The organism is Azospirillum sp. TSH20, from assembly GCF_003115935.1.
Classification (GTDB): domain Bacteria; phylum Pseudomonadota; class Alphaproteobacteria; order Azospirillales; family Azospirillaceae; genus Azospirillum.
This window is the reverse complement of sequence record NZ_LGQU01000001.1, coordinates 15,293-39,532: the sequence shown is the minus strand read 5'-3', so window position 1 is coordinate 39,532 and position 24,240 is coordinate 15,293. Positions and strand designations below refer to the sequence as shown.

Genomic DNA, 24,240 nt, shown 5'->3' with positions numbered 1-24,240 from the left:
TCTTGGCAGGTATCAGAGGCGCCCCGCTGAAGTTGAGACCCGCATGCCGTATAAGGCCAACGAGAGCCGCCGCCACAAGATCCCCCGCGCCCGCTACCGGGTGGAGACCTGGTCGGCCTACGATGCGGGGCTGCGTCGGCGTGGCGACCTGACCATCTGGGTGACGCCGGAGGCTATCGCTGGCTGGACGCCGGCGCGTTCTGGCCGGCGAGGCCGACCATCGCGCCACTCGGACCTCGCCATTGAGGCTGGGCTGATGCTGCGCTTGGCGTTCGGACGGCCGTGGCGGCAGACCGAAGGCCGGTTGGGTTCGTTGATGCGCCTGCTCGGCCTGGACTTGCCGGCTCCGGATCACACGACCTTCTCCCGCCGCAGCGCCGACCTTGAGGTCGCGTCGGCGCTGGTCAGGACGGACGGGCCAGTCACCGTGGTCATCGACTCCACGGGGCTGAAGATGTTCGGCAAGGGTGAGTGGCACCTGGAAAAGCACGGTGGTCAAGCGCGCCGGAGTTGGCGTGACTGTGCTATCGAAATCCGGCCCACCGTGCTGATGAAATTTGGCCCCCTGCCCCGATCGTGCACCGTTCCTTTCCAGCGACAGCTGGAGGGGCGACATGGACAGGAGACGGAAGGTGGAGCTCTTCGAACAGCTACGGCGTGAATACGAGTTTGGCGTCGGTACGGTCAAAGGCGTGGCCCGGAAATTCGGCGTCCACCGACGTATGGTGAGACAGGCTCTGGCGAGCGCGATCCCGCCGGAGCGCACCTATAAGGAACGCGTCAAGCCGGTGCTGGGGCCGGTCGCCACGTTCATCGACAGCATCCTGGAGGCTGATCGCCGCGCCCCGCGCAAGCAGCGTCACACGGCGCGTCGGATCTGGAAACGGATCCGCCAGGAGATGCCGGAGGTGGCCGCTGCGGAGAGCACGGTGCGCAACTACGTGCACGAACGCAAACGCGCGTTGGGTCTGATCAGTCGGGAGACCTTCGTGCCGCAGTCCTATGATTGGGGACAGGAGGGCCAGGTAGACTGGTATGAGGCCTACGCTGATCTCGACGGCGAGCGCCTCAAACTGCAGGTCTTCTGCATGCGGGCGATGGCCAGCGGTGGCGCCTTTCACCGCGCCTACCGACATGCCACCCAGCAGGCCTTCCTGGAGGCACACGAGCATGCCTTCCATTACTTCGGCGGGGTGTTCAGAGTGCTGCGCTACGACAATCTCGGCAGCGCGGTGCGCAAGGTGCTGCGCGGGCGGCTGCGTGAGGAGACGGAGAGGTTCATCGCCTTCCGCTCACATTGGCGCTTCGAAGCGCAGTTCTGCATGCCGCAAGCCGGGCACGAGAAAGGCGGGGTTGAGGGCGAGAACGGACAGTTTCGGCGCAATCATTGGGTTCCGGTGCCGTGCGCCGGCGATCTCGCCGTGCTCAACGAGGTGCTGCTGCTGGGCTGTCGAGAGGATGAGCGGCGCGTCATTGACGGCCGCCAGCACAGCGTCGGAGAGGCGATGGCTATCGAACGCGAGCGCTTGATCGACTTGCCCGAGAATGGCTTTGATCTCGCCGACATCAGCTTCCCACGGGTCGACAGCGCCGGCTGCGTGCTGGTCAAGACCAACGCTTATTCGGTCCCGGTACGCGTCGGCACGCGTGTGCACGCCAAGCTTTATCCGGCACATCTGGAGGTCTGGCACGAGGGGCGGATGGTTGCCCGCCATGAGCGTTGCTACAGACGGCGCCAGCAGATCCTCGATCTTGAACATTACCTGGAGGTGTTGGAGCACAAACCCGGGGCCTTGGCCGGTTCCAAGCCGCTGGAGCAATGGCGTCAGCGTGGCCGCTGGCCGGCTGCTTATGACGCCTACTGGCAGCGCCTGATCGAACGCCATGGCCGTCAGCACGGCACCCGCGCCATGGTAGCGGTGCTGGGGTTCGGTAAGATATTCGGTTATGAGCGCTTGCAGGAGGCGGTGGCCGCGGCTCTACAGATGGGCTGCTCGGATGCCGAGGCTGTCCGCTATCTGCTGACCGCCGACCAATTGCAGCGTCCACCCTTGGACAGCGTTGAGGTTGGGGCACTCGCCCGGTTCGACCGGCCGGCGCCCTCGCTGGACAGCTATGATCAGCTGCTAAGCTAAGAGGTCGCGCCATGAACCGGACCACAGCCACCTTGGCGGCCAGCACCACGCTGATCGAGCAGTCCATTCGCCAGTATTGCCGGCTTCTGAAGATGCCCACGCTGGCGGCACAGTTTGACCGTCTGGCGCAGACAGCGCTGCGCGAGGGGCACAGCCACGTCCAATACGTAGAGGCATTGCTGGCGGCGGAGGTCGAGGAGCGCGAGCGCAAGGCAGTGCTGCGCCGCATCCAGGAGGCCCGCCTGCCACGCGTGAAGACCCTGGAGGAGTTCGAGTTCAGCCAATCGCCACTGCAGGCCAGCCGTCTGGCCGATTTGGCGGGTGGCGGCTACATCGAGCGTGCTGAGCCGATCGTGCTGATCGGAGAAGCGGGTACCGGCAAGACGCATGTCGCAATCAGCCTGTGCGTGGCCGCCTGCCGACAACGGCGGCGGGTACGCTTCACGACGGCAGCGGCGCTGATCAATGAGCTGGTCGAAGCGCGGGCGGAGAACCAGTTGAGCCGCGCTCTAGGGCGCTGGGAGCGGGTGGAGGTGGTGTGCATCGACGAGTTGGGCTACGTGCCGCTCGCCGATGTCGGGGCTGAACTGATGTTTCAAGTTATCGCTGACCGAGCGGAGAAGGCGGCGCTGATCGTGACGACGAACCTGCCGTTTTCCGAATGGGGCCAAGTGTTCCCCAATCCTCGGCTGTGCAAGGCGGTGCTCGACCGTGTCACCGATCGCGCGCACATCCTCGAAAACGGCGATACGTCCTATCGCTTCCGCCGCACCCTGGCCAAACGCGGGCAGAAACATGAATGAAATCTTGCGATCGACGCTCGCCCCGGCGGGTCCACAGGCAAGGCGGGGGCCGCCACCCAGCGCAATGAAAACGCGGCGGCGGCCCCCGTTGCCTATGGACTGCCGGGACGAGCTGCTGCGCACAGCCAGGAAGTCGGTTATCGGCTATTCAGCTGCCAACCCATGGGAGGTGGGCCAGATTTCATCAGCAAAGTGGGCCATGGTTCGTTGACACAGCCAGTTGGCGAAAGCTGCACCTCGCGGTCAATCCAGACACGGGTGAGATCCTCGCCTCGGAGTTGACGTCCAACGAGGAGGGGGATGCCTCTCTGGTCGCTCCATTGCTCGACCAGATCAAGCGCCCGATCGGCGCGGTCCTGGCCGACGGCGCGTACGACGCCGTCGCGGCACTGGCACCGAAGGCGGAGGTGATCATCCCGCCGCGCGCGACCGCAGTGGTGAGCGGGAGCACCGAGACCTCCCCCACCCGGCGCGACCGCCACATCCAGATGATCAACGAGCATGGTCGGCTCGGCTGGCAGCGGACAGTCCAGTACGGCCGCCGTTCCTTGGGCGAGGTGGCCATGATGCGCTACGAGCAACTCATCGGGCGCAGCCTCCACGCCCGGAGTCGGCCTGCCCAGAAGGTCGAGGCGGCCGTCAGCTGCGAGGTGATCAACATCATGACCAGCTTGGGCATGCCCGTCTCGCGCAAAAGCGCCTGATCACCGCAGTCGGTCGGCGGACTCCACTTGCGCGCCGAATTGTGCGCCAAAGTCGCACCTCATCGCTTTCGTCCAAATCGCCCTTAACTCGATCCTCGCACGGCGCCTAAAGCGGCTCGTTCCCCAGGAGGTCCGCGCATAACTGCCGCAAACAGCTTCTCAGTTGCGGCAGACCTCTCAGGCCTTCAACTCAGCAAGGCGCTGCAAGACGGCTTCCTCCCGGACGCTCTCTGCTCGGGCATCAGTCCAGGCGTCCCCGCAGGCGCCGCACGTGGTAACAGGGACCTGCACATCGACGGTCGCCATCAGGACGTCCCCGGGCCCATAGGGGAAACGGACCGCCTGCGCTTCCACGCTGTGGATGAGGTGTGCGCTCCCGCACTTCGGGCAGAGCTTGTCGAGGGGTTCGCCGAAGTCCGTGTTCAACATCACTTTCTGTTTTCCTTTACGGGTATAGAGCGCAGGCCGTCTCAGCGACGGACCCACCGGCCCATTATCGTCCACCAGGCGCCCCACTCCAAGCTTGTGGAGGAGCTGTCGGCATTTTTTCAGGCGGCAATGCCCTCTTGTCGCCGTCTATACGTCGCAATGCCGCGATGCCCATGTCGGTAAAGCGGGCCGTCAGCCAATGGGATCCATCGTCGTCCGGGGTGAGCAGACCCCGGTCGATCATTTCCTGCAAGGTGGCTCCCGGCTTCGGCTTGCCCCCGTGTTGGGCCCGGTCGCCCAGCGGTGGCGACCGCCCTGGCGACGGTGGAGGGGCTGGTGAGCGTTCTGATCGATGCCACCGGGTTGAAGGTGTTCGGCACCGGGGAGTGGCACCTGGAAATGCACGGCGCATCGGACGTGGCGGAAACCGCATCCGGGTGTTGACCCAGATACCGGCGAGATCCTCGCGTCCACGCTGACCGCCACGGACGAGGGCGACGCCTCTTTGGTCGGCCCCTTGCTCGATCAGATCATGCGCCCGATCGCGACCGTTATCGCGGACGGCCTCTACGATGGGAACCCGACTTATCGGACCGTGGTCGCCCACAGCCCGGTCGCGGCGGTGATCATTCCACCGCGCTCGACGGCGGTGCCGAGCGACACGGCCGACACCACCTCCAGCCAACGCGATCGCCACATCCAGTTGATCAACGAGCGCGGTCGGCTGGGCTGGCAGCGGGCGGTCCGCTACGGACGCCGCTCCTTGGGCGAGGTCGCGATGCTGAGGTACAAGCAGTTGATCGGCCGCGGCCTGCACGCCCGGACTCTGCCGACGCAGAAGGTCGAGACCCGCGTCGGCTGCCAGGTCCTCAACATCATGACCGGCCTCAGGATGCCGGTTTCCCGCAAGGTCGTCTGAACGCCAACTGCCCAGGGCGGAGTCCGTCAACGTGCTGAGCTCTGCACCAATGTCGCGCTGAACCTGTTCCATGAGCATGAGCGGTTGGTGGCTGAGGAGATGGCCAAACTAGAGGCCGCACACCTGACCCGGAGCAAGACGCAAGACATCGCGAGGCCGCGGACCCGGGGCCAGGGTTCGCCTGCCCATTGCCCCATGGCCACCACCATCCGAGCTGGACGGCAGAACGTACTTGCGGGTGGCGCCTGTCTTGGCGAGGAAGAGACCTGGACCATGTGCAGGGCATCGGCAACTGGCGTTCACTTAACAAACGGCAGATCGCGTTCAGTTCACGCCCAGCGCCTGATCAAGAAGAGGCTGCGGGCCATCGGCAAACGGGTTGATGATGGTGACTCCACCCAGCGTACGACTGGCCTGACCATCTTCCGACAGGAGGAGCCGGCACCCGTGACGCTTTGCTGTCGCCCAGATCATCGCATCCCAAAACGACCAGCCATGGTGGGTGACTGCGTCCATGGCATCCGTGAGGCACGCGTCGTCCGCCGCCACCACCGGCAATATGTCGCGCCACTGCTGGACAATTTCTGTTGCTCGCCCCGGCGGGATGCCCTGCTTCGCGCCGGTGAGGGTGCGGAAGAGCTCTGCCAGAGACTGGAGCGTCAACACGCAGTCCCGGCCAGGGAGGCGGTGGATCAGGCTAACAGCCTGATGGTGCCGCTTCCCGGCGGATCGGTCGACCGCGTAGACCAAGATGTTCGTGTCGAGCGTGAAGCGCATGGCGGTTACCGGTCATAAAGGGCGTCACGGTCAAACCGCGCGTCCCCGAGGTCCACGCCATCTTCCAGCGTCTGGAACAGACGGTTCCAAGCCGAGCCGCCATCGGTTTTGGCGGCAGACCGATCATAAGGCGCCAACTGCGCCACCGGCTGTCCACGCTTGGTGATGATCACGGTGTGCCCGATGATGGCTTGCCCGAGGATCTCGGAGAAATGCCGATTGGCGTCGGCTGCGGATACGGTGCGACGCATCTCAGCTTCCTTGTAGTGATCTCACTACTATATGAACAGTGCTGGCCTGCGTCAATGAGTGAGTAGTGTTTTCACTACTTTAGAGCGACACATCCTGGCCGCTCAGGCGTGCGCGCCAGCGCTGGTGATCGTCGCGCTCTCCGCAAGCTGGACGATGTCAAACCTGCCCAATAAGTTCAGCTGCTTAAGCCGACCGGCGTTGTTGCGCAGAACGCCAGGGCTGACGGCCCCGCGCGTGGACAAGTCGCTGAGACAAGCCCCTCTCGTTTTACCAGCATGGCCGTTCGAGACGGAGTAGCGCGGCAGGTCCGATCCCTCGCGGCATGTCGCTTACCTGCCTGCGGTCCACCTCAGACAAGGAAGAAAGAGCGATCAGATTGCTGTCGGTGATGGCCGTGTCGGACAGTCTCTTGGCGACGGGCGGTTTCTGGAAAGGCTGGAGGGGGTCAGTTGCTGATCCAGGGGTTGAGCAGTGCAACGCCCATCGGCTCGAAATCACGCACGTTGCGGGTCACGACGGTCAAGCGATGAACGAGCGCGGTGGCCGCGATCAGGCTGTCGCCCTGTGGCCGAGGGTCCGGAACGTGGAGCGTCGCACAGCGCTGAGCCACCTCGGCATCGACCGGCAGGATGCGGCCCCGGAAGGCCGGTATCACCTGGGTATCGATCCAGGCGCGCAGCACCGCCCCTTGGGTGGCATCCCGGCGGCCGACCTGCCCTGCGCCCAGCTCGACCTCGAACAGGGTGATGGCGGAGATAAATAAGTCGGCCGGCGGCACGCCGCCCGCCCAGGCGAGCAGGCCGGGGTTGGCCCGCACCGGCCGCCGCAGTTCGGAAATGGCGTTGGTGTCGAGCAGGAACATCAGTCCAGCACCGCCGGCCGGGCTATGTCGTCGATCCGCGCCGGCTCGAAATCGAAGTCGGCACTGGCATCGTCCTGGCGCAGCAACTCGACGATGGAGCCGCCCTGTTCGCCCGACAGGCGTTGATAGGTGTCGTAGCGCAGCAGCACGAAAGCCGGCTCCCCGCGATCGGTGACGATCACCGGACCATCCTCGGCTGCTCGCTTCGCTTCGCTTGGGTTCTGATTGAACTCTCTGCTGGATATCATACGGCCCATGCTATCCACTCCAGACATTATGAGGATGCTACAATACTACATTTGAGCGAGAGCTACCAAACGAAATGTAGGGACAATCCTACAAAGTGGCGTATTGTGGACCGAACTTCATACGGGAGCGATCGCTCTAGATCTTTGTGCTCAAATTGCTCAGGCTCGCCACATGGGACTTTTGACCTTCGTCATAAACGTAACCTTGGACGGCTGCGTCGACCACCAAGAGGGAATCGCTGACGACGAGACCCACGCGTTTTTCACCGGCCTCATGGACGAGGGCGGGGCGATGCTGTGGGGCCGCCTCACCTACGAGATGATGGAGGGCTATTGGCCGGCGGTCGCCCGCGGGGAGGTGGAGGCGCCGCCGGCGATACGCGAGTGGGCGGTCAAGTTAGAAGCCAAGCCGAAGTACGTGGTGTCATCGACACGAAAGGACTTCCCTTGGACCAACAGCCACCACATCGCCGGCGACCTGCGGACAGGCGTGCAAAGGCTCAAGGACGCGACTCCGGCGGGCGTACTCGTTGGCAGCGGCAAACTCGCAACTGAGCTGGATCGGCTGGATCTGATCGACGAGTATAAGTTCCTCGTTCATCCCAGGATCGTTGGCCACGGGCCGACTCTGTACCAGGGCGGGCTGCCCAGTTCGCGACGACTCGAGTTGGTCTCGGTGAAGCCGCTCCATAAAGGCGCCGTCGCCATGCACTACCGGCGCGAACGCTGACTCAGAGACGCCTCAACGCGCCTAGATGCCGTAACGGGCGACGTTGGTGCGCAATTCGATTGACGGTTGGCGGGCGGAGTACCGGGCCGGTATAGAGGCGTCCCCCTGACGCCGAGAGCCACATGCCGTACAAGGCCAACAGGAACCGTCGCCACCGCATTCCGAAGGCCCGCTACCGCGTCGAGAATTGGGCGACGTACGACGCGGCACTGCGTTGGCGCGGGCACCTGACCATCTGGGTGACACCCGAGGCAATCGCCGCGTGGAGGCCGGCGTGGCCGGCCGGCGCGCTACTCGGACATCGCCAATGAGGTTGGGCTGATGCTGCGCCTCGCGTTTGGCTGGCCGTGGTGGCAAACCGAAGGCATCTTGGGCTCGCTTATGCGCCTGGTCGACCTCGACCCGCCGGTTCCCGATCACATGACTTTCTCCCGACGCCGCGCCAACCTCGCGGTGGCGACTGCTCTGGCGAAGGCGGAGGGGCTGGTGAGCGTTGTGATCGATGCCACCGGGTTGAAGGTGTTCGGCACCGGGGAGTGGCACCTGGAAAAGCACGGCTGCACGGCGCATCGGAACTGGAGAAAGCTCCACTTGGCGGTCGATCCCGATACCGGCGACATCCTCGCCTCGAAGCTGACGACCATGCAGGACGGCGATGCCTCGCTGGTCGGCCCGCTGCTCGACCAGATCGAGCGCCCGTTCGGCACGGTGCTGGCGGACGGCGCATATGACGGTGAGCCGGTCTACCGCGCTGTCGCCGCCCACATACCCGACGCCAAGGTGATCATTCCGCCGCGTTCCACCGCGATGCCGAGCGAGACCGCTGCCGGCACCCCCAGCCAACGCGATCCCCACATCCAGTTGATCAACGAGCGCGGTCGGCTGGGCTGGCAGCGGGCGGTCCACTACGGCCACCGCTCCTTGGGCGAGGTGGCCACGATGCGCTACAAGCAACTGATCGGGCACAGCCTCCTTGCTCGCACTCTGCCTGCCCGGAAGGTCGAGGCCACCGTCGGCTGCAAGGTCAAGAACATGACGACCAGCTTGGGCATGCCGACCACCCGCAAGGTCACCTGAGCACCCCTGGCCGCCGGTGAACTCCGCCCTCGCGCCAATTTGTGCACCAAAGTCCTGAGGGGGCGCATCTGGAAGCAAGCCGGCTACGCCAGCCGAAGGCAATGTGGAACCGTAAGCTCTGGCTACAGTTCATCTACCGCAGCCGGGTACCTCACCGAACTGGGCCGTGTCCTAGCTTTGCATTGCTGCAGATGCAGCGAGATTGCGAGTAGGCTGGCGGCAGTGGCGAGGCTTACGACCAGGAGGGACACTGTCGGCCAGCCATGGGCCACCGCCAGTGCACCCGCTGCAGCCGGGCCGAAGACGAGCCCGGCGTTGTTCCCTTGCATCAGGAAACCGATGGTCGCCCCGATCAGCTCGGGGCAGGGCGCCATCCGTGGCGCGGAGTGGATCAGCGCGACCGGGATCAGCCCGGCAAGAGCGGAGAAGACGATGCTGGCGGTGTAGACAAGAGCGCCGGACAACGCGCCACTCAAAACGCCAATGCTGCATACGGCCATTGCTCCAAAGCCGACCAGTAGGATCGTGCGGTGAGCCACACCCCTCGACAACAGGGCGCCGCAGGCAAGATTGCCGAGCGCATTGACCGATACCGCAATCCCGGTGAGCTGACCGCCCATCCTGGTGTCCACGGACAACCGTTCGGACAGGATTGCCGGTAGAAACGCGAACACCGCGAAGTAGGCCGCCGCGAAGAAGGCGAAAAGCCCGGCAAGGAGCCATGGCCCGCTAGCGGACAGTGCCAACCGAACAACACGGGCGATGCTCCGCACGGGAACCATGCGGGCTGGAATGCCACGCGTGGCCGGCACCAGCAGAGCAGCATAGCCAATCAGCAGGGCTGCGTTCACCAGCCAGAAGCCGCGCCACCCCAAGGCGTCCAGCAGTGGCGTTGCAATCAATACCGCGGACATGCCAATCGGCATGAAGGTGCCCCACATGGCCATAGCCCGACTGTGGTCGCTGGATCGCGCGACCGCGACAATCAGGGTCGGTCCCGCTACACTCACCGCCAGGAATCCGCCCCCCTCGACTGCGCGCATGGCCAGGAGTAGCGGCGCATCATTCGCCAAGGCGCCGATGGCGCTGCCTCCGCCCTGCAGGAGGAGCCCACCGAGCGCCATGAACCGGGCGCCGACGTGATCCACCGCCACGCCGATGGTGATGCCCGTGAGCGCGCCGACAATGGCGAACGCGGAGAGCAGCCAGGATGCGGTGCCGAGGTCGAGTGCGAGGTCGGCCTGGATGGCGGCGAGCGCGGCGGGCGCCTTGCCGACTTGGCAGGCCGAAACTACGCCCGCCCCCACGATCAGCAGGATACTCGGCCAGCGAGCGTCATTCCGCGTGTGGAGTGCGTCCATCGCTTACCTCCCGGACGGTGTGCGCAGTCGCTCGCGGCCATGAGCCAGCGCGATGGCGAGTGCGGCCACGTGGCGCCCCTGAAAGCGGGCGCCGTCAAGTTCGTTGGCGCTTGGCCGGCGATCGCCGCCGTGGCCATCGTCGGCGAGCGTCGAGGCGCCATAGGGCGACCCGCCGGTCACCTCGTCCATGCGCATTTGGCCCTTGAAGGTGTATGGCAGCCCAACAACCAGCATGCCCAGATGCAGCAGCACGATATGCATCGACAGGATCGTAGATTCCTGTCCGCCGTGCTGGCTGCCGGTCGAGGTGAACACGCTGCCGATTTTCCCGACGAGCTTGTCCTGGAACCATAGGCCGCCGGTCTGGTCCAGGAAGTTCTTCATCTGCGACGCCATGTTTCCGAAGCGCGTCGGCGTGCCGAAGATGATCGCGTCGTAGTCCGGTAGTTCGTTCACCGTGGCGACCGGCGTTGGGTCGGGCGCGTATCCCGCTGCCTGGGCGACCGCCTCCGGTACCAGTTCCGGAACCCGCTTCACCACGACCTCGGCGCCGGCTTCCCGGGCGCCCTCGGCGATCGCAGCGGCCATGGCCCCAATGTGGCCGTAAGAGGAATAGTACAGAACGAGGATCCTGCTCATGAACCTTCCTCACCCAATGGTTTCATTCAGTGGTGGGAAGCCATAGATGCCATCTCGACATGATGCGCGGAACTGTGAAAAGATTGCTGAGTTTAATCGATCTGATCGATCATGCTGGACGCACTCACGCTCGACCAAATGCGCACCTTCGTCATGGTGGTGGAAGCCGGGAGCTTCCGTGCCGCGGCTGTCCGCCTGTCGCGCGTTCAATCAGCGGTGAGCCACGCGGTGGCCAATCTGGAGGCTGAGCTCGGGCTTACCCTTTTCGACCGATCGGGCCACCGACCTGTGCTCACGCCGGGCGGGCGGGCATTGCTTGCCGACGCGCGTGCCATCCTGTTGAAGGTTGATTCCCTGCGGGCACGGGCGCGCGGCATGTGCGAAGGCGTTGAACTTTCGCTGTCCATCGCGGTGGATTGCTTGTTTCCACTAGCCGCGGTCGGCACCGCCTTGAAAGAGCTGCATGACGCCTACCCTGCGGTCGGCGTCGAAGTGATGGTCGGGCCGCTCGGCGTACCGTTCGCCGCGCTGTGCGAAGGGAAGGCCACGGTCGGGATCGTCGTTGGCCGCGATCTGCGTGATCCGCGAATCGAACTGGAGGCGCTGTCGTCGCTGTCGTTCGTCGCTGTGGTCGCAGCGGCACACCCTCTGGCGGCGCGGAGCCGCGCTGGGGAGGAGGTTACAGCGACGGAGCTGACTGACCACCTGCAGATCGTGCAGGCGGATCCTACCCCCCTGTCGGAGGGGCGCGACTTCGGCGTGCTGTCGCCCGGTACCTGGCGGGTCAGCGGTCAGGACACCAAACAGGCGCTGATCCTGGCGGGCGCCGGTTGGGGGCGGTTACCGCGGTGGGCGGTGGAACGCGATCTTGCCGAAGGGCGCCTGGTGCGAGTGCGGGCTTCGGCGCTTGGGCGCGACGGCGAGGCCGTTGTAGACGCATTCTTGGCACATCGGAACGACACCCCGCTTGGCCCTGCTGCCTGCGCCTTTCGTACCGCGCTGCGCCGAGCAACTCCCCCCTCGCGCGCATAGGCGCGGGTCTGAAGCCGACCGATCCACAGCGCTGAAAGTGGATAATCTCACGGGGCATCGTCACATAAACTGCGGGGCTGGCGAGCCGGAGGTGCGCCGGGCATGGTAGCGGGATAAGACGCGAGCCCGATCCCCACAACTGCCACCGCTTCCCAGCCGAGGGGATCGCGCACGCCGTTTGGCTGTACCACACGTTCCCGCTCAGCTTCCGCGATGTCGAATTGCTCCTGTCCGAGCGCGGTGTCGAGGTCTCATTCGAAACGGTTCGGCGCTGGTGTCGCAAGTTCGCCCAGACCTTTGCCAACCGGTTGCGCCGTCGGCGCCCACGGCCCGGCGATCATTGGCACTTGAACGAAGTGTTCATCAGAATCAATGGAGTGCAGCACTATCTCTGGCGCGCCGTCGATCAGCACGGCGTGGTGCTCGATATCCTGGTGCAGAGCCGGCGCAACACCAAGGCCGCCGAGCGTTTCTTCAAGAAGCTGCTGAAGGGCTTGCGCTACGTGCCGCGTGTCGTCGTCACCGATAAGTTGAAGTCCTATGCCGCCGCCAAGGCCAAGATCATCCCCGGAGTCGAGCACCGGCAAAGTCGGTATCTCAATAACCGCGCCGAGAATTCACACCAACCGACCCGCCAACGCGAGCGGCGGATGAAGCGCTTCACGTCACCGCGCCAAGCCCAGCAATTCCACTCCGTCCATGGCCCCATATACCAGCACGCCCACCCACGTCGACATCGCGTGAGCGCCGCTGAGTATCGCACCTATCGGGCTGACGCCTTCGCCGTCTGGCAGCAGGAGACGTGCGTCCATAAGGTTGCGTCGTAGCTGCCGTTGGCAGTTGCAGGCCTCTTCCCTTGCCTCGCTCACGTTGATGTGACGATGCCCTCGGCATGCCGGTGTCCCGCCGCGCCACCTGAACACCGCGGGATAATGCGGAGCCCGCCAGAATGCTGATTTCTGCACCAACGTTCATTCCTGCCGCTCCCTGTTCCGTTGTGGTTAAAGCCGGCTGCACAAGCGGTAGGCATCCAGGATCGAGGCATGCAGGTCGCGGCTGGCCACCGCATCGCCGATGCGATGCAGGGCGAAGCGGCCTGGCTGCAAATCCTGAGGGTCGCCCGCCAGCAGGCGGTCGATGTCGGTGACCCCGTCATTCAGGGATGCGGTGCGCAGTTCGTGGAACACCCCGTCCATCGGCAGCGTGCCGTGTTCGACGATTATCTGAGCGGTGACGATGACGCGCTCCTGATCCGTCATTTCGTTGCACAGGACGGCGGCAAGGTGATTTCCCTCGCGGCGCACCCGGATCAGGCGGTGATCTACCAAGGGCGTGACGCCCTGCTGATAGAGCCTTTTGCGGAAGCTGGATGTGTCCTGATACGGCATCTCGACCGCCGTGGCCGCGTCGGGCGTGACGAAGGTCACCGTCTTTCCCGCCGCCGCCAGCTTCAGCGCGCATGAGGGTGCCGCCTGCCGGCCGGTGCCGTCATAAATCAGCACGTCTTCCTGCGCCGGGACATGGCCGGACAGCATGTCCCAGACACTGGTGCAATGTTCGCCACCATCCAGCCAGTCCAGGTCGGGGATGCCGCCGGTGGCGACGATGACGATATCCGGCTTCTCGGCGGTGATCTCGGCGGCTTCGGCAAATACATTCAGGCGAATGTTCACGGCCAGCCGCTCAAGCTCGTTCCGGCGCCATTCGGTGATGCCGAGAAGGTCCTGCCGCCCTTCGGCGCTGGCAGCGATAAGGATCTGCCCGCCCAGCCTGCTTCCCGCCTCGAACAGGGTGACACGATGGCCGCGTTCGGCCAGCACGCGGGCGGCCTCCATCCCCGCTGGTCCGCCGCCGACCACCACCGCGCGGCGCGGCGTATCGGCGGGCGTGATCTCGTGGCTCAGCGTAGTCTCGCGGGTTGATGCGGGGTTGTGGACGCAATGCGCCTTGCGATACAGGCAATAGGACGCACCGACACAGGGCCGGATGCGATCTTCTTCGCCGCGCTGGATCTTCGCGACCAGATGTGGGTCCGCGATATGCGCCCGCGTCATGCCGACCAGATCGGCGATGCCTTCGCGCAGGGCATGCCGCGCCGTCGCGACGTCCCGGATGCCGGCGGCATGCATGACCGGCAGCGCGACCTCGGCCCGGAAGCGCCGCACCTCGCTGAGGAACGGAGCGCTGCGCTGGAACATGCCGGGCATGTTGTGTTCGGTCAGCAGCAGATCGCTGTCCATTCGGCCATAAATGCAGTTGAAGAAATCGATATGGCCCTCGCGTTGCAGCATGTGGGCGATTTCGATGCTTTCGTCCATATGCAGCCCGTCCTCCCCCCCTTCGTCGATGACGTAGCGGATGCCGATGACGAAATCCGGGCCGACGGCCTCGCGCATCGCCTCATGCACCATCAGCACGAAGCGGGCGCGGTTTTCGGTCGAACCGCCGAAAGCGTCTGTGCGCAGATTGGTGCGTGGCGATAGGAACTGGCCCATCAGATGCCCGCCGGTCAGGGTTTCCACCCCGTCCAATCCGGCCTGCTTGCAGCGCCTTGCGGCGGCGGCGTAATCGGCGACGACGCGGTCGATATCGGCGCGGTCCATTTCCTTGGGAAAGCTGCGGGTTCGCGTTTCGCGTATGCGCGACGGCGCGATCGCCGGCAACCAGCCGCTGCCCAGCGCGGTCGCCCGCCGCCCGAGATGCGACACCTGACACATGATCGCGGCGCCATGGTCGTGGATGCGCTGCGCCATCGCGCCGAGGTGCGGCAGGATCGCGTCGCTGGACAGATTGAGCTGCCCTCCCCCCCAACTCGAATCGCGCGAGGTCATGGCGGAGCCGCCGATCATCGTCATGGCGATGCCGCCCTTGGCTTTTTCCTCATGGTAGCGTTGGTAACGCTCGGTCGGCATACCGCCCTCATCCAGCATCGAGGCATGGCTGGTGCTGACGATGCGGTTGCGCAGCAGCAGCCCGCCCAGCCGGAACGGCGACAGCAGGGGATCGGAGGTCCAAGTGTTGGACCTGTCGGCGAACTGCATGGAAGATCTCCTTGACGTGCCTTAGGGGCATGCCGGGGCGGGAACAACGCCCAAGGATGAGGCAGCGGTGCGCAGGCAGGAAGCTTGATAAAACTTGCAGGGGGTATACGCTGAGGGTATGGCCCTGCGCAGCATCGCTCCCCTTGCCCGGACCCTGTTCATCTTCGAGGCCGCCGCCCGGACCGGCAGCTTTTCCGCCGCGGCACGGGAATTCAACGTGACCCAGCCGTCGGTCAGCCGCAGCATCGCTCAGCTGGAGGACCGCCTGGGCTTGCGGCTGTTCCAGCGCACCCCCACCGGCATCATGCTGACCCCGGACGGCGACGAGATTTTCCGCACCCTGCGCGACAGCCTGGAGGCGATCGATCGCACGGTCGACGCCGTGCGCCAGCGCGTGGCGAAAACGCGGATCACCCTCTCCTTTTCCAGTTCCTTCGCGACGCAATGGCTGGTGCCACGGCTGCGCTCCTTCAAGGCGGCGTTCCCGTCCGTCGAACTGCGGCTGGATCTGGTGCAGGGAATGCTCGGCCAGCCCCCCGCCAACGTGGATATCGCCACCCGTGTCGTCGAGGCCGATGACCCGCGTTATCACATCTGGCCCTTCGCCCCGGAAATCATCATGCCGGTCTGCAGCCCCGGCTATCTGGCCGAACGCGGCCCCTTGGATGCCGATCCGCAGCGCCATGTGTTCTTGAACCTGAACGACGAACACAAGGCGCATTGGAACCGGCTTCTCAGCTCACCCGAGCGTCTGGAAGCCGTCGGGACCTGGGACGTGTTCTCGGATTACTCGGTCGCGCTGCAGGCGGCGCAGAACGGCGAAGGGATCGCGCTCGGCTGGGTCAGCGTCGTATCCCGCACACTTGGAGAGGGGCTTCTGGTTCGCGCCTGCGCAAGCGAGATACGCACCGGGCGCTGGCATTCGCTCATCGCGCCGAAATCCCGGCCCCTGCATCCCATGGTGCCGGCGATCTGCGAATGGCTCATCGCCGTGATGCTCGACGATCTCAGGCGGATCAATGTGGCGCTTGTTCAATGATCGCTAGGAGCGCGGCGGCCCCCTCGGGGAACGGCTCCCATGCTCCCGGACCTGATCATGGCCGGCATTGTCTGGTACGGTCGGGGCGACGATGCAGGACTGCGGGCAGGATGGGCGCACCCCCCTGCCCGAGCGGGATCGACCAAGCGCGGTTCCCGGGGAGGGAGGAGCTTCGCCGTCGTTCATTCCTGCTCCAGCCACTCACCTATCACCGTGGGGCGGATCGGCGCTTGCGCACGCAGGCGCCCGGCCTCTCCGGCATGCGCAAGCCCGCTGGCGGACGCGATCAGGTCGGACGCCGCGATCTGGCAATAGCGGCCCTGGCAGCGCCCCATCCCGGCACGGCCCAGCGATTTCACCCGGTTCGCCTCCGCCCCGCCATAGACGGCGGTTTCCCGCACCGAACCGGCGGTGACCCCCTCGCAGCGGCACAGGACGGCATCGTCGGGCAGGGCGCGCAGCTGATCGGCCGGCCACGGGAAGGCCCGCGCGATGCCGCGGGCGAAGCGGTCCAACCGGTCGAGCCGCTTCAGGTCGGCGGTGCCGTCGGGTCCCGGCAGGCCCAGGTCGGACAGGCAGGCGGACGCGGCGAGCCGCCCGGCGACCTCCGCCCCGTCGGCCCCCAGCAGGCGCAGGCCGTCGCCGGCCAGATAGACGCCGCTCCGGGCACGCCCCATGCGGTCGGCGCAGGGCAACCATTGCGCCCAGGTCTCGTCATAGGCGAAGCGGCAGCCGGCGAGATCGGCAAGCTGGGTTTCCGCCTTCAGATGCCAGCCGAGCCCGACTGCGTCGCAGGCCATGCTCCGCACCCGTCCGGCGGCGTCCTTCCAATGGACCGCCGTCACGCCGTTGTCCGTCGCCTCGATCCTCTCCAAAGCCACGCCGGCATGGTAGAGCCGCCCCAGCCGCGCCCTCATCGCCAGCCCTTGCAGGGCGAAGGACGGACGGACGGCAAGGTCTGGAAAGGCGGCCATCTGGCCGCGCAGACCGGCAGTGTCGAGAACCGCCGCAACCCCTGCTCCCGCCTTCAGGAGCTGCGTCGCCAGCAGGGTCAGCAGCGGCCCCGACCCGGCCAGCACAATCCGCCGCCCCATCGCGATACCCTGGGCCTTGAGCGCGATCTGCATCGCGCCGAGGCTGTAGACGCCGGGCGCCTGCCATCCCGGCACCGGGGCGAGACGGTCGGTCGCGCCGGTCGCCAGGATCAACCGGTCATAGCCGATCCGGCGGCTTCCGCCGTCCCCCACCGCGTGCAGCACCCCGCCGGCCAGAGCGACGACCGAATGGCGCGGCAGATGGACGATGCGCCCCGCCGCCGCCAGCCCGTCGAAGGTGGTGTGCAGCGCCACCGCCTTGGCGGCCTGCGATCCGTAGAGCGTCTCCGGCGGACGGGTGAAGCCGTCGGGCGGGCGACGGTAGATCTGCCCGCCGGCTCGCGCGCCCTCGTCGATCACCGTCGGGCGCAGCCCGGCAGCCGCCAGCGTCTCGGCGGCACGGATTCCCGCGGGTCCGGCCCCGACGATCACGATCCGCGGTCCAGTCATGGCCAATCCTCCCGCGTCCGGGTCAGCAGCCGCATGCCGTCGGCGACCGGAGTTGAACAGGCACGGATGCGCGGCCCCTGTTCCTGCCAGATCCAGCAATCCTGGCAGGCCCCCATCAGGCAGAAGCCGGCACGCTGTTCCGGGCCGAACTCCGCCTGCCGCAGCGCCGGGGCATTGGTGAGGACCGCCGTCAGAACCGTATCACCCGCAAGGGCCACGCGCTCCACGCCATCCAGGAGGAAGCGGACCGGCGCCCGTCCCGTTTCGGCCAGCCTGACCAGCCGGCCGCCAGTCATCCCGCTCATTCCGCCGCCTCCCGGGCCGGAGCCTTGGACCGCGGCATTTCGGGGAAGCGGGCATGGACCTCCTCCAGCGCGGCTTCCACCCCTTCGGCCCCGCCGCGGCCTCCCATGCGACTGAAGATCTCGGTCTTGGCGAAGAAGCGCCAATGGATCGGCAAGCCGGCGAGGGTCCGCGTAAGCAAATCATAGGCGGCCGCCGTCCATTGCCGCTCGTAGCCCTCGCGCTCGGGACCGTAATGGAAATGCCCGGTGGGGGCCGGCCGGGCCGCACGCAGCCGGTCGGTGGCGTCGATGTCCAGGACCCCGTCGTGGATGACGACCCCATACTCCCGCTCCGCGGCCTCCAGCGAGACGTAGCCGCGCACCACGTCCTGCGCCACCCGCCATGCCTCGCGCGTGAACGGGTCGCCCCGCCCGCCGCCGCCTGCCGAGCGGATGTCGAGCACGTCGCCCGGCTGGAGCACGGCGGTGTCGATGTTGCCCAGCCGCTTTTCCCCCGGCGTGCCCGGATTGACCACCATATCCGACAGCCCGGCCGCCCGGCCGCCCAGCACGCCCCAGGGGCGGAAGAAGCCGCGGTCCCGGTTGCGCGCGGTGATCCGGGTGTCGGGGGCGAAGACGCGGAAGGCCATATGGGTGGCCAATCCGCCGCGCCAGCGCCCGGGCCCGCCGCTGTCGGTCGCCAAGCCATAGCGGACGAACTCAACCGGGGTCTCCATCTCGGTGATCTCGATCGGCGTGTTCTTCAGATAGGCGGCGTCGGCGCCCGACCCGTTGGTGCCGTCACGGTGCGGCATGCCGCCGCCGCCGCCGACCACCGGATTGACAGCGGCGATGATGCGGTTGCCCGTCCGCTCGTCGGTGGTCATCACATTGACGATGCAGTTGTTTCCGGCGGGGGCCGCCGGAAGCCGCTCCGGCACCGCCTGGGAGAAGGCGCCGAAGATCACAGAGCGCAGCCGCGCGCAGGTCAGCGACCGCATCCCCACCGCCGCCGGGAAGGTCGGGTTCAGGACCGTTCCCTCCGGCGCAATACAGGTGAAGGGGCGGGTCAGGCCGGTGTTCAGCAGGATTTTCGGATTGAGGGTGTAGAGGACGTAATAGACGCCGACCAGCAGGATGGTGTGCCGAGGATCGCCGCCCGACGGCACGTTGAGCGAGGAGGCGAGCTGCGGGTCCGACCCGGTGAAGTCCAGGATCGCCGCGTCGCCCCTGATCCTCAGGGTCAGCTTCAGGCGGCAGGGGTTCGCGGCGACGGAATCCTCATCGGCGTAGTCGGCGAACACCCACTCCCCGTCGGGCATGGCGCGCAGGATGTCGCGGGCCTGCGCCTCGGCATGGTCGAGCAGCGCGTCGACACCGTCGAGGAAGGCGGTCTTGCCGAACTTCTCCACCATGGCGAGGATCTTGCGCTCGCCCGTGTTGAGCGCGCCGACCAGGGCCTTGATGTCGCCGATGTTCAGGTCGGGCTTGCGGACATTGGTTGTCATGATCCGCAGGATCTGCTCGTCGAACACCCCTTCGCGGACCAGCTTCATCGGCGGGAAGCGGATGCCCTCCTGATGGATTTCGGTCAGCGCCCGCGACAGCGAGGCCGGTACCGCGCCGCCCATGTCGGTGTTGTGGATGTGTCCGCCGGTCCAGGCGATGATCTCGCCGTCGTAGAAGACCGGCTTCCACAGGTGAGTGTCCGGGGCGTGGGTCGCGACGAAGCCGGAATAGGGATCGTTGGTGAAGGCGACGTCGCCCGGCCGGTAATCCTCGATCATGTCGATGGCACGGCCATAGGTCAGACCCGGATACCAGGTCGCCCCCAACTCCATCGGCACGCCGAAGGTCTCACCCCGGCGGTTCAGCAACATGACGGTGAAATCCTCCGTCTCCTTGACGAAGGCGGAATGGGCGGTGCGCTGCAGCGTGTGGGCCATGTTCTCGGCCGCCGAGCGTGCGTGGTTCGCCAGAACCTGAAGCTTCATACGGTCAAACACAGCGATCACTCCGCAAAGGTCAGGTGGAGGTTGAGGTGCGCGTCGACACGGGCTTCGGTCCCGGCCGGGATGGCGAAGGTGGTGTCCTCCTGGGCGACGATGGCCGGCCCCTGGAAGCGCGATCCGGCCTGCAGGTCCGCGCGGCGATACAGCCCGACCGGGGTCACGGCACCGCCGGTGAAGACCGGAACCGTCCGCTCCGCCGACGCGGCGCGCGGCTCGTCCTGCGCGGTGGGGAAGTGCAGCGCCGGCCCGTTGCCGATGGCCGACAGACGGAGGTTGACGATCTCGATCCGCCCATCGGGGTCGTCGAAGTCGTAAAGACGCGCGTGCGCCGCATGGAAGGCGGCGGCGATGGCGCCGGGGTCGTCTCCATCCAGCCAGGAGGGGTCCAGCGGCGTCTCGATCTCATAGCTCTGGCCGGCATAGCGCATGTCGGCGACGATCATCAGCTCGACCGCGCCAGAATGGCCCTGGGCGGCAAGCCAGTCGCGCCCTTCCGCGCCCATCGCGGCGAAGGCTTCGCGCAGCGTCGGCATCAGCCCGGCATTCAATTCTGCGAACAGGGTGCGGACGAAATCGCCGCGCAGGTCGGCGACCAGCCCACCCAGCGCCGACACCACGCCCGGCCAGCGCGGAGCGACGACGCGCGGCATCCCCAACTCGCGCGCCAGGAAAACCCCCAGCATCGGCCCGCCGCCGCCGAACGGCATCAGCGCGAAGTCCCGCACGTCGACACCGGCACGCGCCGCCATCTTCTCGACCTCCGCGAACATTTCCGACACGGCAACGTCGAGGATGGCCTGCGCGGTGGCCTCCACCGAACGGCACAGCTCGTCGGCCAACCGCCGGACGGCGACGCGGGCAAGATCGACGTCCATCCGCAGCTGCCCGTAGGCCATCTGGCTGTGGCCGAGCCAGCCGCACACCACCATCGCGTCGGTCACCGTCGCCCATTCCCCGCCGCGGCCATAGCAGGCCGGACCGGGCGTCGATCCGGCGGACTCCGGCCCGACGCGCAACACCCCCTGTCCGTCGACGCTGGCGATCGACCCGCCGCCGATGCCGATGGAGCTGACCGACACCGACGGGATGTGCAGCGGAAACTCGCCGATCATCTCGCCGGTGCCGAACTGGGCCTGACCGTCGATGATGAGGGCGAAATCGGCCGAGGTGCCGCCGATATCGAGCGTCAGGATCCGCTGCTCCCCCGCCTGCCGGGCCAGCCACGCCGCGCCGTTGACACCGGATGCGGCACCGGACAGCAGCATGTGCACGCAAGCCCGCTTGCCCTCCGCCGCGTTCATCACGCCGCCGTTGGACTTGGTCAGCAGCGGACGGGCGGGCACCCCACGTCCGGCCAGCCGCTCCTCCAGCGCCGACAGGTAACCGGAGATGCGGGGATGGACATAGGCGTTCAGGATCGCGGTCGTCGTCCGCTCATACTCGCGGATCACCGGCCAGACCTCAGCGGAGGTGAAGACGAACAGGTCGGGGGCGAGCCGGGCGATCTCCTCCTTCACCGCGGTCTCATGGCCGCCATCACGCCAGGAATGGAGGAAGGCGACGACGACGCCCACCGCTCCCTTGGCCTTGAGGGCCGCAACGGCCTCGGCAACGGCGGCCATGTCGGGGGCCTGCCGCTCCGTCCCGTCGGACCGCAGGCGGGCGGGAATGCCGAAGACCATGTCGCGGGCCACGAGTTGGTCGGGGCGCGAGCAGAACAGTGAATAGGTGTCGGGCATGCGCAGCCGGGCGAGTTCGATGACATCCTCGAACCCCGCATTGGTCAGCAGCGCCAGCGGCGCGCCCTTGCGCTGGATCACCGTGTTCATCCCCACCGTCGTTCCGTGCACGAAACGGGTGACGGCGCCCGGGTCCATCCCCTCGCGCTCGGCCAGCAGGGTCAGGCCGGTCATCAGCTCCGCACCGGGATCGTCCGGCGTCGTCAGCACCTTCAGCGACGCGACCCGGCCCGACCGGGTGTCCAGCGCGCAGAAATCGATGAAGGTCCCGCCGATATCGACGCCGACCTTCCAATCGGCCTCACCCATACCCCCGTCCATCTTCGCTCCCTTCAACAAATCAGCCTGTGCTGGGCAAAAAGCTGACATGGTGGGGCGAGGGCGGTCTAAGACCCAATGAAAGCAAACGCATAAGGCGGACTTATGCACCGGGCCTCCAACGGCTCGATCCATAGCCCGGCCTTATGGGATCATGCCCAACCCGTCTTTGACCCGCCCGCCCGTCCTGGGCAGCCTGACCGATGGGGCGGAGCCGCGTCCGCCCACATGTGGGAGAGGTCGATGAGGGTTATCGTGCTGGGCGGCGGGTTGATGGGATCGGCCGCCGCCTTTTTCCTGGCCCGGCGCGGCCTGCGCGTCACGCTGCTGGAACGCAACCGCGTCGGCTCCGGCGCCACCGTCGCGTCCTTCGGCAACATCCGCCGCAGCGGGCGCTATCTGCCGCAACTGCCGCTCGCCCATCGGTCGCGGGTGCTGTGGGGCGAGGCGGAGCAACTGCTGGGCCGCGACGTGGAGTTTCGCGCCACCGGCCACCTGCGGCTGGTGTTCGACGAGGACGGGCTGGCCGACATGCGCCGCTACATCGCCGACGCCCGGCCATGGGGTCTGGAGTTGGATGAACTGACGCCGCCGGAGATCCGCCGCCGCTTTCCGGGGCTGGGGCCGGGCGCCATCGCCGCTTCTTTTTCGCCGCAGGACGGCAGCGGCAATCCGCGCCTGATCGCCCCTGCCTTCGCCGACGCCGCCCGCCGATTGGGGGCCGAGATCGTCGAAGACTGCGGCCCGGTCGAGGTATCGGCGGCCGGTTCGGGCTTCCAGGCGGTAACGCAGCGGGGCCGTTTTACTGCCGACTGCCTGCTGAACGCCGCCGGCGCCTGGGGCGCGCGCATTGCCGCCGGCTTCGGCGAAGAAGTGCCGATGTCGGCCTATGGGCCGCAGATGGGCGTCACCGAACCCTTGCCGCACCGGATCCTGCCGGTGGTGGGCATGTGGTCGCGGGCGGGCGGGGACGGCTATCTCCGTCAGGTCGAACGCGGCAACATCGTCTTCGGTGGCGCGGCGGAGCGTGTGCCGGTGCCGCTCGACCCCGGCCACGCCAAGGCGGACCCGGCGCGGCTGCCCGGACAATTGCGCGGCTTGGTCCGGCTGCTGCCGGCCATCGCCGATGTCACGGTGATCCGCACCTGGTCGGGCTGCGAAGGCTATGTTGCCGACAAGCTGCCGGTCATGGGGCCGTCGGCGACGACGCCGGGATTGTTCCACGCCTTCGGCTTCAGCGGCCACGGCTTCCAGCTCGGCCCCGGCGTCGGCGACGTGATGGCGGAGATCATCGCCACCGGGCGCACCGACACTCCGCTGCATGATTTCCGCATCGACCGTTTCCAGACCGCCAGCATGCCGGTCGGCCTGGAAACGGGACAGCCCTGACCGAGCCGATCCGGCCCGCGCTTCAGCGCGCGGGCCGCAGGGCTTCGGACCGGGTGGTGAACCGGCCGGCCACGGGGATCACCAGCGCCGAGGCAGCAATGACGAAGGCGCCCGCCAGACTGACCGAAGACGGCAGTAGGCCGAAGATGGCCGCGTCAAGGATCAGGGCCCACAGCATGGCGGTGTAGTCGAACGGCGCCTGGGTCGACACCGGCGCGCGGGCCATCGCTTCCGTCATGGTGATGTGCGCCAAGCCGCCGGTGACGCCTGCGCCGACCAGATAAGTCAGCGAATGGGCCGTTGGGGTGCTCCAGCCGAATGGCAAGCTCGCCAGACCGCCGAGCGCGCAGAGGAGGGCGAAGTAGAAGGCGATGGTCCCAGGCGCTTCGGTCGCGGTCAGCGTCTTGATCTCGACCCGCCCGGCGGCGGTCGCGACGGCCATGGCCAGCCCGGCCGCCACCCCGATGATGGTGTTGCGATCCAGCGTCGGCCCTTCGAAGGCGGGGGCGAGCATCAGGACCACCCCGGCAAAGCCGGTCAGCGCCGCACCGATGGCGACGGCGCCCGGCCGCTCCCGCAGGAACAGCATGGCGGCCGGCACCGCGAACAACGGCGCCAGGAATCCCAGTGCCGTCGCCAGCGCCAGCGGCAGATAGGCCAGCGAAATGAAGGAGAGCACCATCGCCGCGCCGCCATAGAGGTTGCGCTTCAGATGCCCCACCGGCTGCCGTGTCTTCAGGGCCGAAGGGAATTGCCGGCGCCACATCAGATAGGCGATGATCGGCGGCAGGGCGAAGGCGCTGCGGTAGAAGACGATCTGTCCGATAGGCGCCTCGACGGTGGCCAGCCGGACGAACAGCGACATCACCACGAACAGCCCGGCCGACACCAGCCGAAGCAGCACGC

19 protein-coding genes and 4 pseudogenes are annotated in these 24,240 nt (G+C 66.7%); 11 read left to right on the top strand and 12 right to left on the bottom strand.

Annotation, left to right across the window (positions count from 1 at the left end):
• Positions 1-43: 43 nt before the first annotated feature.
• From TSH20_RS00185 to TSH20_RS00160, 5 genes and pseudogenes are all read left to right on the top strand, one after another.
• Positions 44-517: pseudogene (locus TSH20_RS00185) on the top strand (transposase); the annotation flags it as partial.
• 115 nt (positions 518-632) lie between these two features.
• Entirely contained in the window at positions 633-2,135 is a 1,503-nt protein-coding gene (istA, locus tag TSH20_RS00180) for an IS21 family transposase (RefSeq protein ID WP_109072819.1), read from the top strand.
• 11 nt (positions 2,136-2,146) lie between these two features.
• On the top strand, positions 2,147-2,938 hold the full coding sequence (istB, locus tag TSH20_RS00175; RefSeq protein ID WP_109072818.1) for an IS21-like element helper ATPase IstB: 792 nt from the start codon (positions 2,147-2,149) through the stop codon (positions 2,936-2,938).
• 218 nt (positions 2,939-3,156) lie between these two features.
• Positions 3,157-3,642, top strand: a pseudogene (locus TSH20_RS00170) (transposase); the annotation flags it as partial.
• A 729-nt stretch (positions 3,643-4,371) separates the two neighbouring features.
• Positions 4,372-4,990, top strand: a pseudogene (locus tag TSH20_RS00160) (IS5 family transposase); the annotation flags it as partial.
• A gap of 324 nt (positions 4,991-5,314) precedes the next feature.
• Here the strand turns inward: TSH20_RS00160 and TSH20_RS00155 are convergent.
• From TSH20_RS00155 to TSH20_RS00140, 4 genes are all read right to left on the bottom strand, one after another.
• On the bottom strand, positions 5,315-5,767 hold the full coding sequence (locus TSH20_RS00155) for a PIN domain-containing protein (RefSeq protein WP_109072815.1): 453 nt from the start codon (positions 5,765-5,767) through the stop codon (positions 5,315-5,317).
• 5 nt (positions 5,768-5,772) lie between these two features.
• Positions 5,773-6,018 carry a type II toxin-antitoxin system prevent-host-death family antitoxin gene (locus TSH20_RS00150; RefSeq protein ID WP_109072814.1) on the bottom strand — a complete coding sequence of 82 codons (246 nt, stop codon included), beginning with the start codon at positions 6,016-6,018 and terminating at the stop codon, positions 5,773-5,775.
• 446 nt (positions 6,019-6,464) lie between these two features.
• The gene (locus tag TSH20_RS00145) at positions 6,465-6,881 is read right to left on the bottom strand and encodes a type II toxin-antitoxin system VapC family toxin (RefSeq protein ID WP_109072813.1); all 417 of its coding nucleotides are present in this window, start codon (positions 6,879-6,881) and stop codon (positions 6,465-6,467) included.
• Positions 6,881-7,129: a type II toxin-antitoxin system Phd/YefM family antitoxin gene (locus TSH20_RS00140; protein WP_247871330.1), complete on the bottom strand. Its 249-nt coding sequence runs from the start codon at positions 7,127-7,129 to the stop codon at positions 6,881-6,883. The genes TSH20_RS00145 and TSH20_RS00140 overlap by 1 nt, the downstream gene beginning before the upstream one ends.
• Before the next feature lie 172 nt (positions 7,130-7,301).
• Here TSH20_RS00140 and TSH20_RS00135 point away from each other — a divergent pair, with 172 nt between their 5' ends.
• Positions 7,302-7,859, top strand: a complete 558-nt coding sequence (locus TSH20_RS00135; protein WP_109072811.1) for a dihydrofolate reductase family protein — start codon at positions 7,302-7,304, stop codon at positions 7,857-7,859.
• A 122-nt stretch (positions 7,860-7,981) separates the two neighbouring features.
• Positions 7,982-8,936: pseudogene (locus TSH20_RS00130) on the top strand (IS5 family transposase).
• 122 nt (positions 8,937-9,058) lie between these two features.
• On the opposite strand, the gene TSH20_RS00125 reads toward TSH20_RS00130, so the two are convergent.
• Entirely contained in the window at positions 9,059-10,297 is a 1,239-nt protein-coding gene (locus tag TSH20_RS00125; RefSeq protein WP_109072810.1) for an MFS transporter, read from the bottom strand.
• Between the two features lie 3 nt (positions 10,298-10,300).
• Positions 10,301-10,936, bottom strand: a complete 636-nt coding sequence (wrbA, locus tag TSH20_RS00120) for an NAD(P)H:quinone oxidoreductase (RefSeq protein ID WP_109072809.1) — start codon at positions 10,934-10,936, stop codon at positions 10,301-10,303.
• Between the two features lie 111 nt (positions 10,937-11,047).
• On the opposite strand from wrbA, the gene TSH20_RS00115 reads away from it, so the two are divergent.
• Both TSH20_RS00115 and TSH20_RS00110 read left to right on the top strand, forming a co-directional pair.
• Complete coding sequence (locus tag TSH20_RS00115) at positions 11,048-11,968, top strand: LysR family transcriptional regulator (protein WP_109072808.1); 921 nt, start codon at positions 11,048-11,050, stop codon at positions 11,966-11,968.
• Positions 11,969-12,081: 113 nt separating this feature from the next.
• Positions 12,082-12,795: an IS6 family transposase gene (locus TSH20_RS00110; RefSeq protein WP_109072807.1), complete on the top strand. Its 714-nt coding sequence runs from the start codon at positions 12,082-12,084 to the stop codon at positions 12,793-12,795.
• Between the two features lie 174 nt (positions 12,796-12,969).
• On the opposite strand, the gene TSH20_RS35435 is transcribed toward TSH20_RS00110, so the two are convergent.
• Positions 12,970-15,009 (bottom strand): FAD-dependent oxidoreductase, encoded by a 2,040-nt coding sequence (locus tag TSH20_RS35435; RefSeq protein ID WP_109072806.1) that lies wholly within the window; start codon positions 15,007-15,009, stop codon positions 12,970-12,972.
• 118 nt (positions 15,010-15,127) lie between these two features.
• Between TSH20_RS35435 and TSH20_RS00100 the strand changes: the two genes are divergently transcribed.
• A complete protein-coding gene (locus TSH20_RS00100) occupies positions 15,128-16,048 on the top strand; it encodes a LysR substrate-binding domain-containing protein (RefSeq protein WP_109072805.1) in 921 nt (306 codons plus the stop codon).
• A gap of 182 nt (positions 16,049-16,230) precedes the next feature.
• On the opposite strand, the gene TSH20_RS00095 is transcribed toward TSH20_RS00100, so the two are convergent.
• From TSH20_RS00095 to TSH20_RS00080, 4 genes are read right to left on the bottom strand one after another with little or no spacing between them, the layout of a single operon-like run.
• Complete coding sequence (locus tag TSH20_RS00095) at positions 16,231-17,592, bottom strand: FAD/NAD(P)-binding oxidoreductase (RefSeq protein WP_109072804.1); 1,362 nt, start codon at positions 17,590-17,592, stop codon at positions 16,231-16,233.
• Positions 17,589-17,897: a (2Fe-2S)-binding protein gene (locus TSH20_RS00090; protein WP_109072803.1), complete on the bottom strand. Its 309-nt coding sequence runs from the start codon at positions 17,895-17,897 to the stop codon at positions 17,589-17,591. The genes TSH20_RS00095 and TSH20_RS00090 overlap by 4 nt, the downstream gene beginning before the upstream one ends.
• Positions 17,894-19,882, bottom strand: a complete 1,989-nt coding sequence (locus TSH20_RS00085; RefSeq protein WP_109072802.1) for a hydantoinase B/oxoprolinase family protein — start codon at positions 19,880-19,882, stop codon at positions 17,894-17,896. Before TSH20_RS00085 ends, TSH20_RS00090 begins: the two co-directional genes overlap by 4 nt.
• A gap of 5 nt (positions 19,883-19,887) precedes the next feature.
• The gene (locus tag TSH20_RS00080; RefSeq protein WP_247871329.1) at positions 19,888-21,948 is read right to left on the bottom strand and encodes a hydantoinase/oxoprolinase family protein; all 2,061 of its coding nucleotides are present in this window, start codon (positions 21,946-21,948) and stop codon (positions 19,888-19,890) included.
• A gap of 240 nt (positions 21,949-22,188) precedes the next feature.
• Here TSH20_RS00080 and TSH20_RS00075 point away from each other — a divergent pair, with 240 nt between their 5' ends.
• Entirely contained in the window at positions 22,189-23,334 is a 1,146-nt protein-coding gene (locus tag TSH20_RS00075) for an FAD-binding oxidoreductase (protein ID WP_109072800.1), read from the top strand.
• 22 nt (positions 23,335-23,356) lie between these two features.
• On the opposite strand, the gene TSH20_RS00070 is transcribed toward TSH20_RS00075, so the two are convergent.
• On the bottom strand, positions 23,357-24,238 hold the full coding sequence (locus TSH20_RS00070; RefSeq protein WP_247871328.1) for a DMT family transporter: 882 nt from the start codon (positions 24,236-24,238) through the stop codon (positions 23,357-23,359).
• Positions 24,239-24,240: the final 2 nt, after the last annotated feature.

Bases quoted from the DNA above. Each gene is read 5' to 3' on its own strand.
- istB (WP_109072818.1), top strand. From the start codon at position 2,147: ATGAACCGGACCACAGCCACCTTGGCGGCCAGCACCACGCTGATCGAG.
- TSH20_RS00155 (WP_109072815.1), bottom strand. From the start codon at position 5,767: ATGCGCTTCACGCTCGACACGAACATCTTGGTCTACGCGGTCGACCGA.
- TSH20_RS00150 (WP_109072814.1), bottom strand. From the start codon at position 6,018: ATGCGTCGCACCGTATCCGCAGCCGACGCCAATCGGCATTTCTCCGAG.
- TSH20_RS00145 (WP_109072813.1), bottom strand. From the start codon at position 6,881: ATGTTCCTGCTCGACACCAACGCCATTTCCGAACTGCGGCGGCCGGTG.
- TSH20_RS00140 (WP_247871330.1), bottom strand. From the start codon at position 7,129: ATGATATCCAGCAGAGAGTTCAATCAGAACCCAAGCGAAGCGAAGCGA.
- TSH20_RS00135 (WP_109072811.1), top strand. From the start codon at position 7,302: ATGGGACTTTTGACCTTCGTCATAAACGTAACCTTGGACGGCTGCGTC.
- TSH20_RS00125 (WP_109072810.1), bottom strand. From the start codon at position 10,297: ATGGACGCACTCCACACGCGGAATGACGCTCGCTGGCCGAGTATCCTG.
- wrbA (WP_109072809.1), bottom strand. From the start codon at position 10,936: ATGAGCAGGATCCTCGTTCTGTACTATTCCTCTTACGGCCACATTGGG.
- TSH20_RS00115 (WP_109072808.1), top strand. From the start codon at position 11,048: ATGCTGGACGCACTCACGCTCGACCAAATGCGCACCTTCGTCATGGTG.
- TSH20_RS35435 (WP_109072806.1), bottom strand. From the start codon at position 15,009: ATGCAGTTCGCCGACAGGTCCAACACTTGGACCTCCGATCCCCTGCTG.
- TSH20_RS00100 (WP_109072805.1), top strand. From the start codon at position 15,128: ATGGCCCTGCGCAGCATCGCTCCCCTTGCCCGGACCCTGTTCATCTTC.
- TSH20_RS00095 (WP_109072804.1), bottom strand. From the start codon at position 17,592: ATGACTGGACCGCGGATCGTGATCGTCGGGGCCGGACCCGCGGGAATC.
- TSH20_RS00090 (WP_109072803.1), bottom strand. From the start codon at position 17,897: ATGAGCGGGATGACTGGCGGCCGGCTGGTCAGGCTGGCCGAAACGGGA.
- TSH20_RS00080 (WP_247871329.1), bottom strand. From the start codon at position 21,948: ATGGACGGGGGTATGGGTGAGGCCGATTGGAAGGTCGGCGTCGATATC.
- TSH20_RS00075 (WP_109072800.1), top strand. From the start codon at position 22,189: ATGAGGGTTATCGTGCTGGGCGGCGGGTTGATGGGATCGGCCGCCGCC.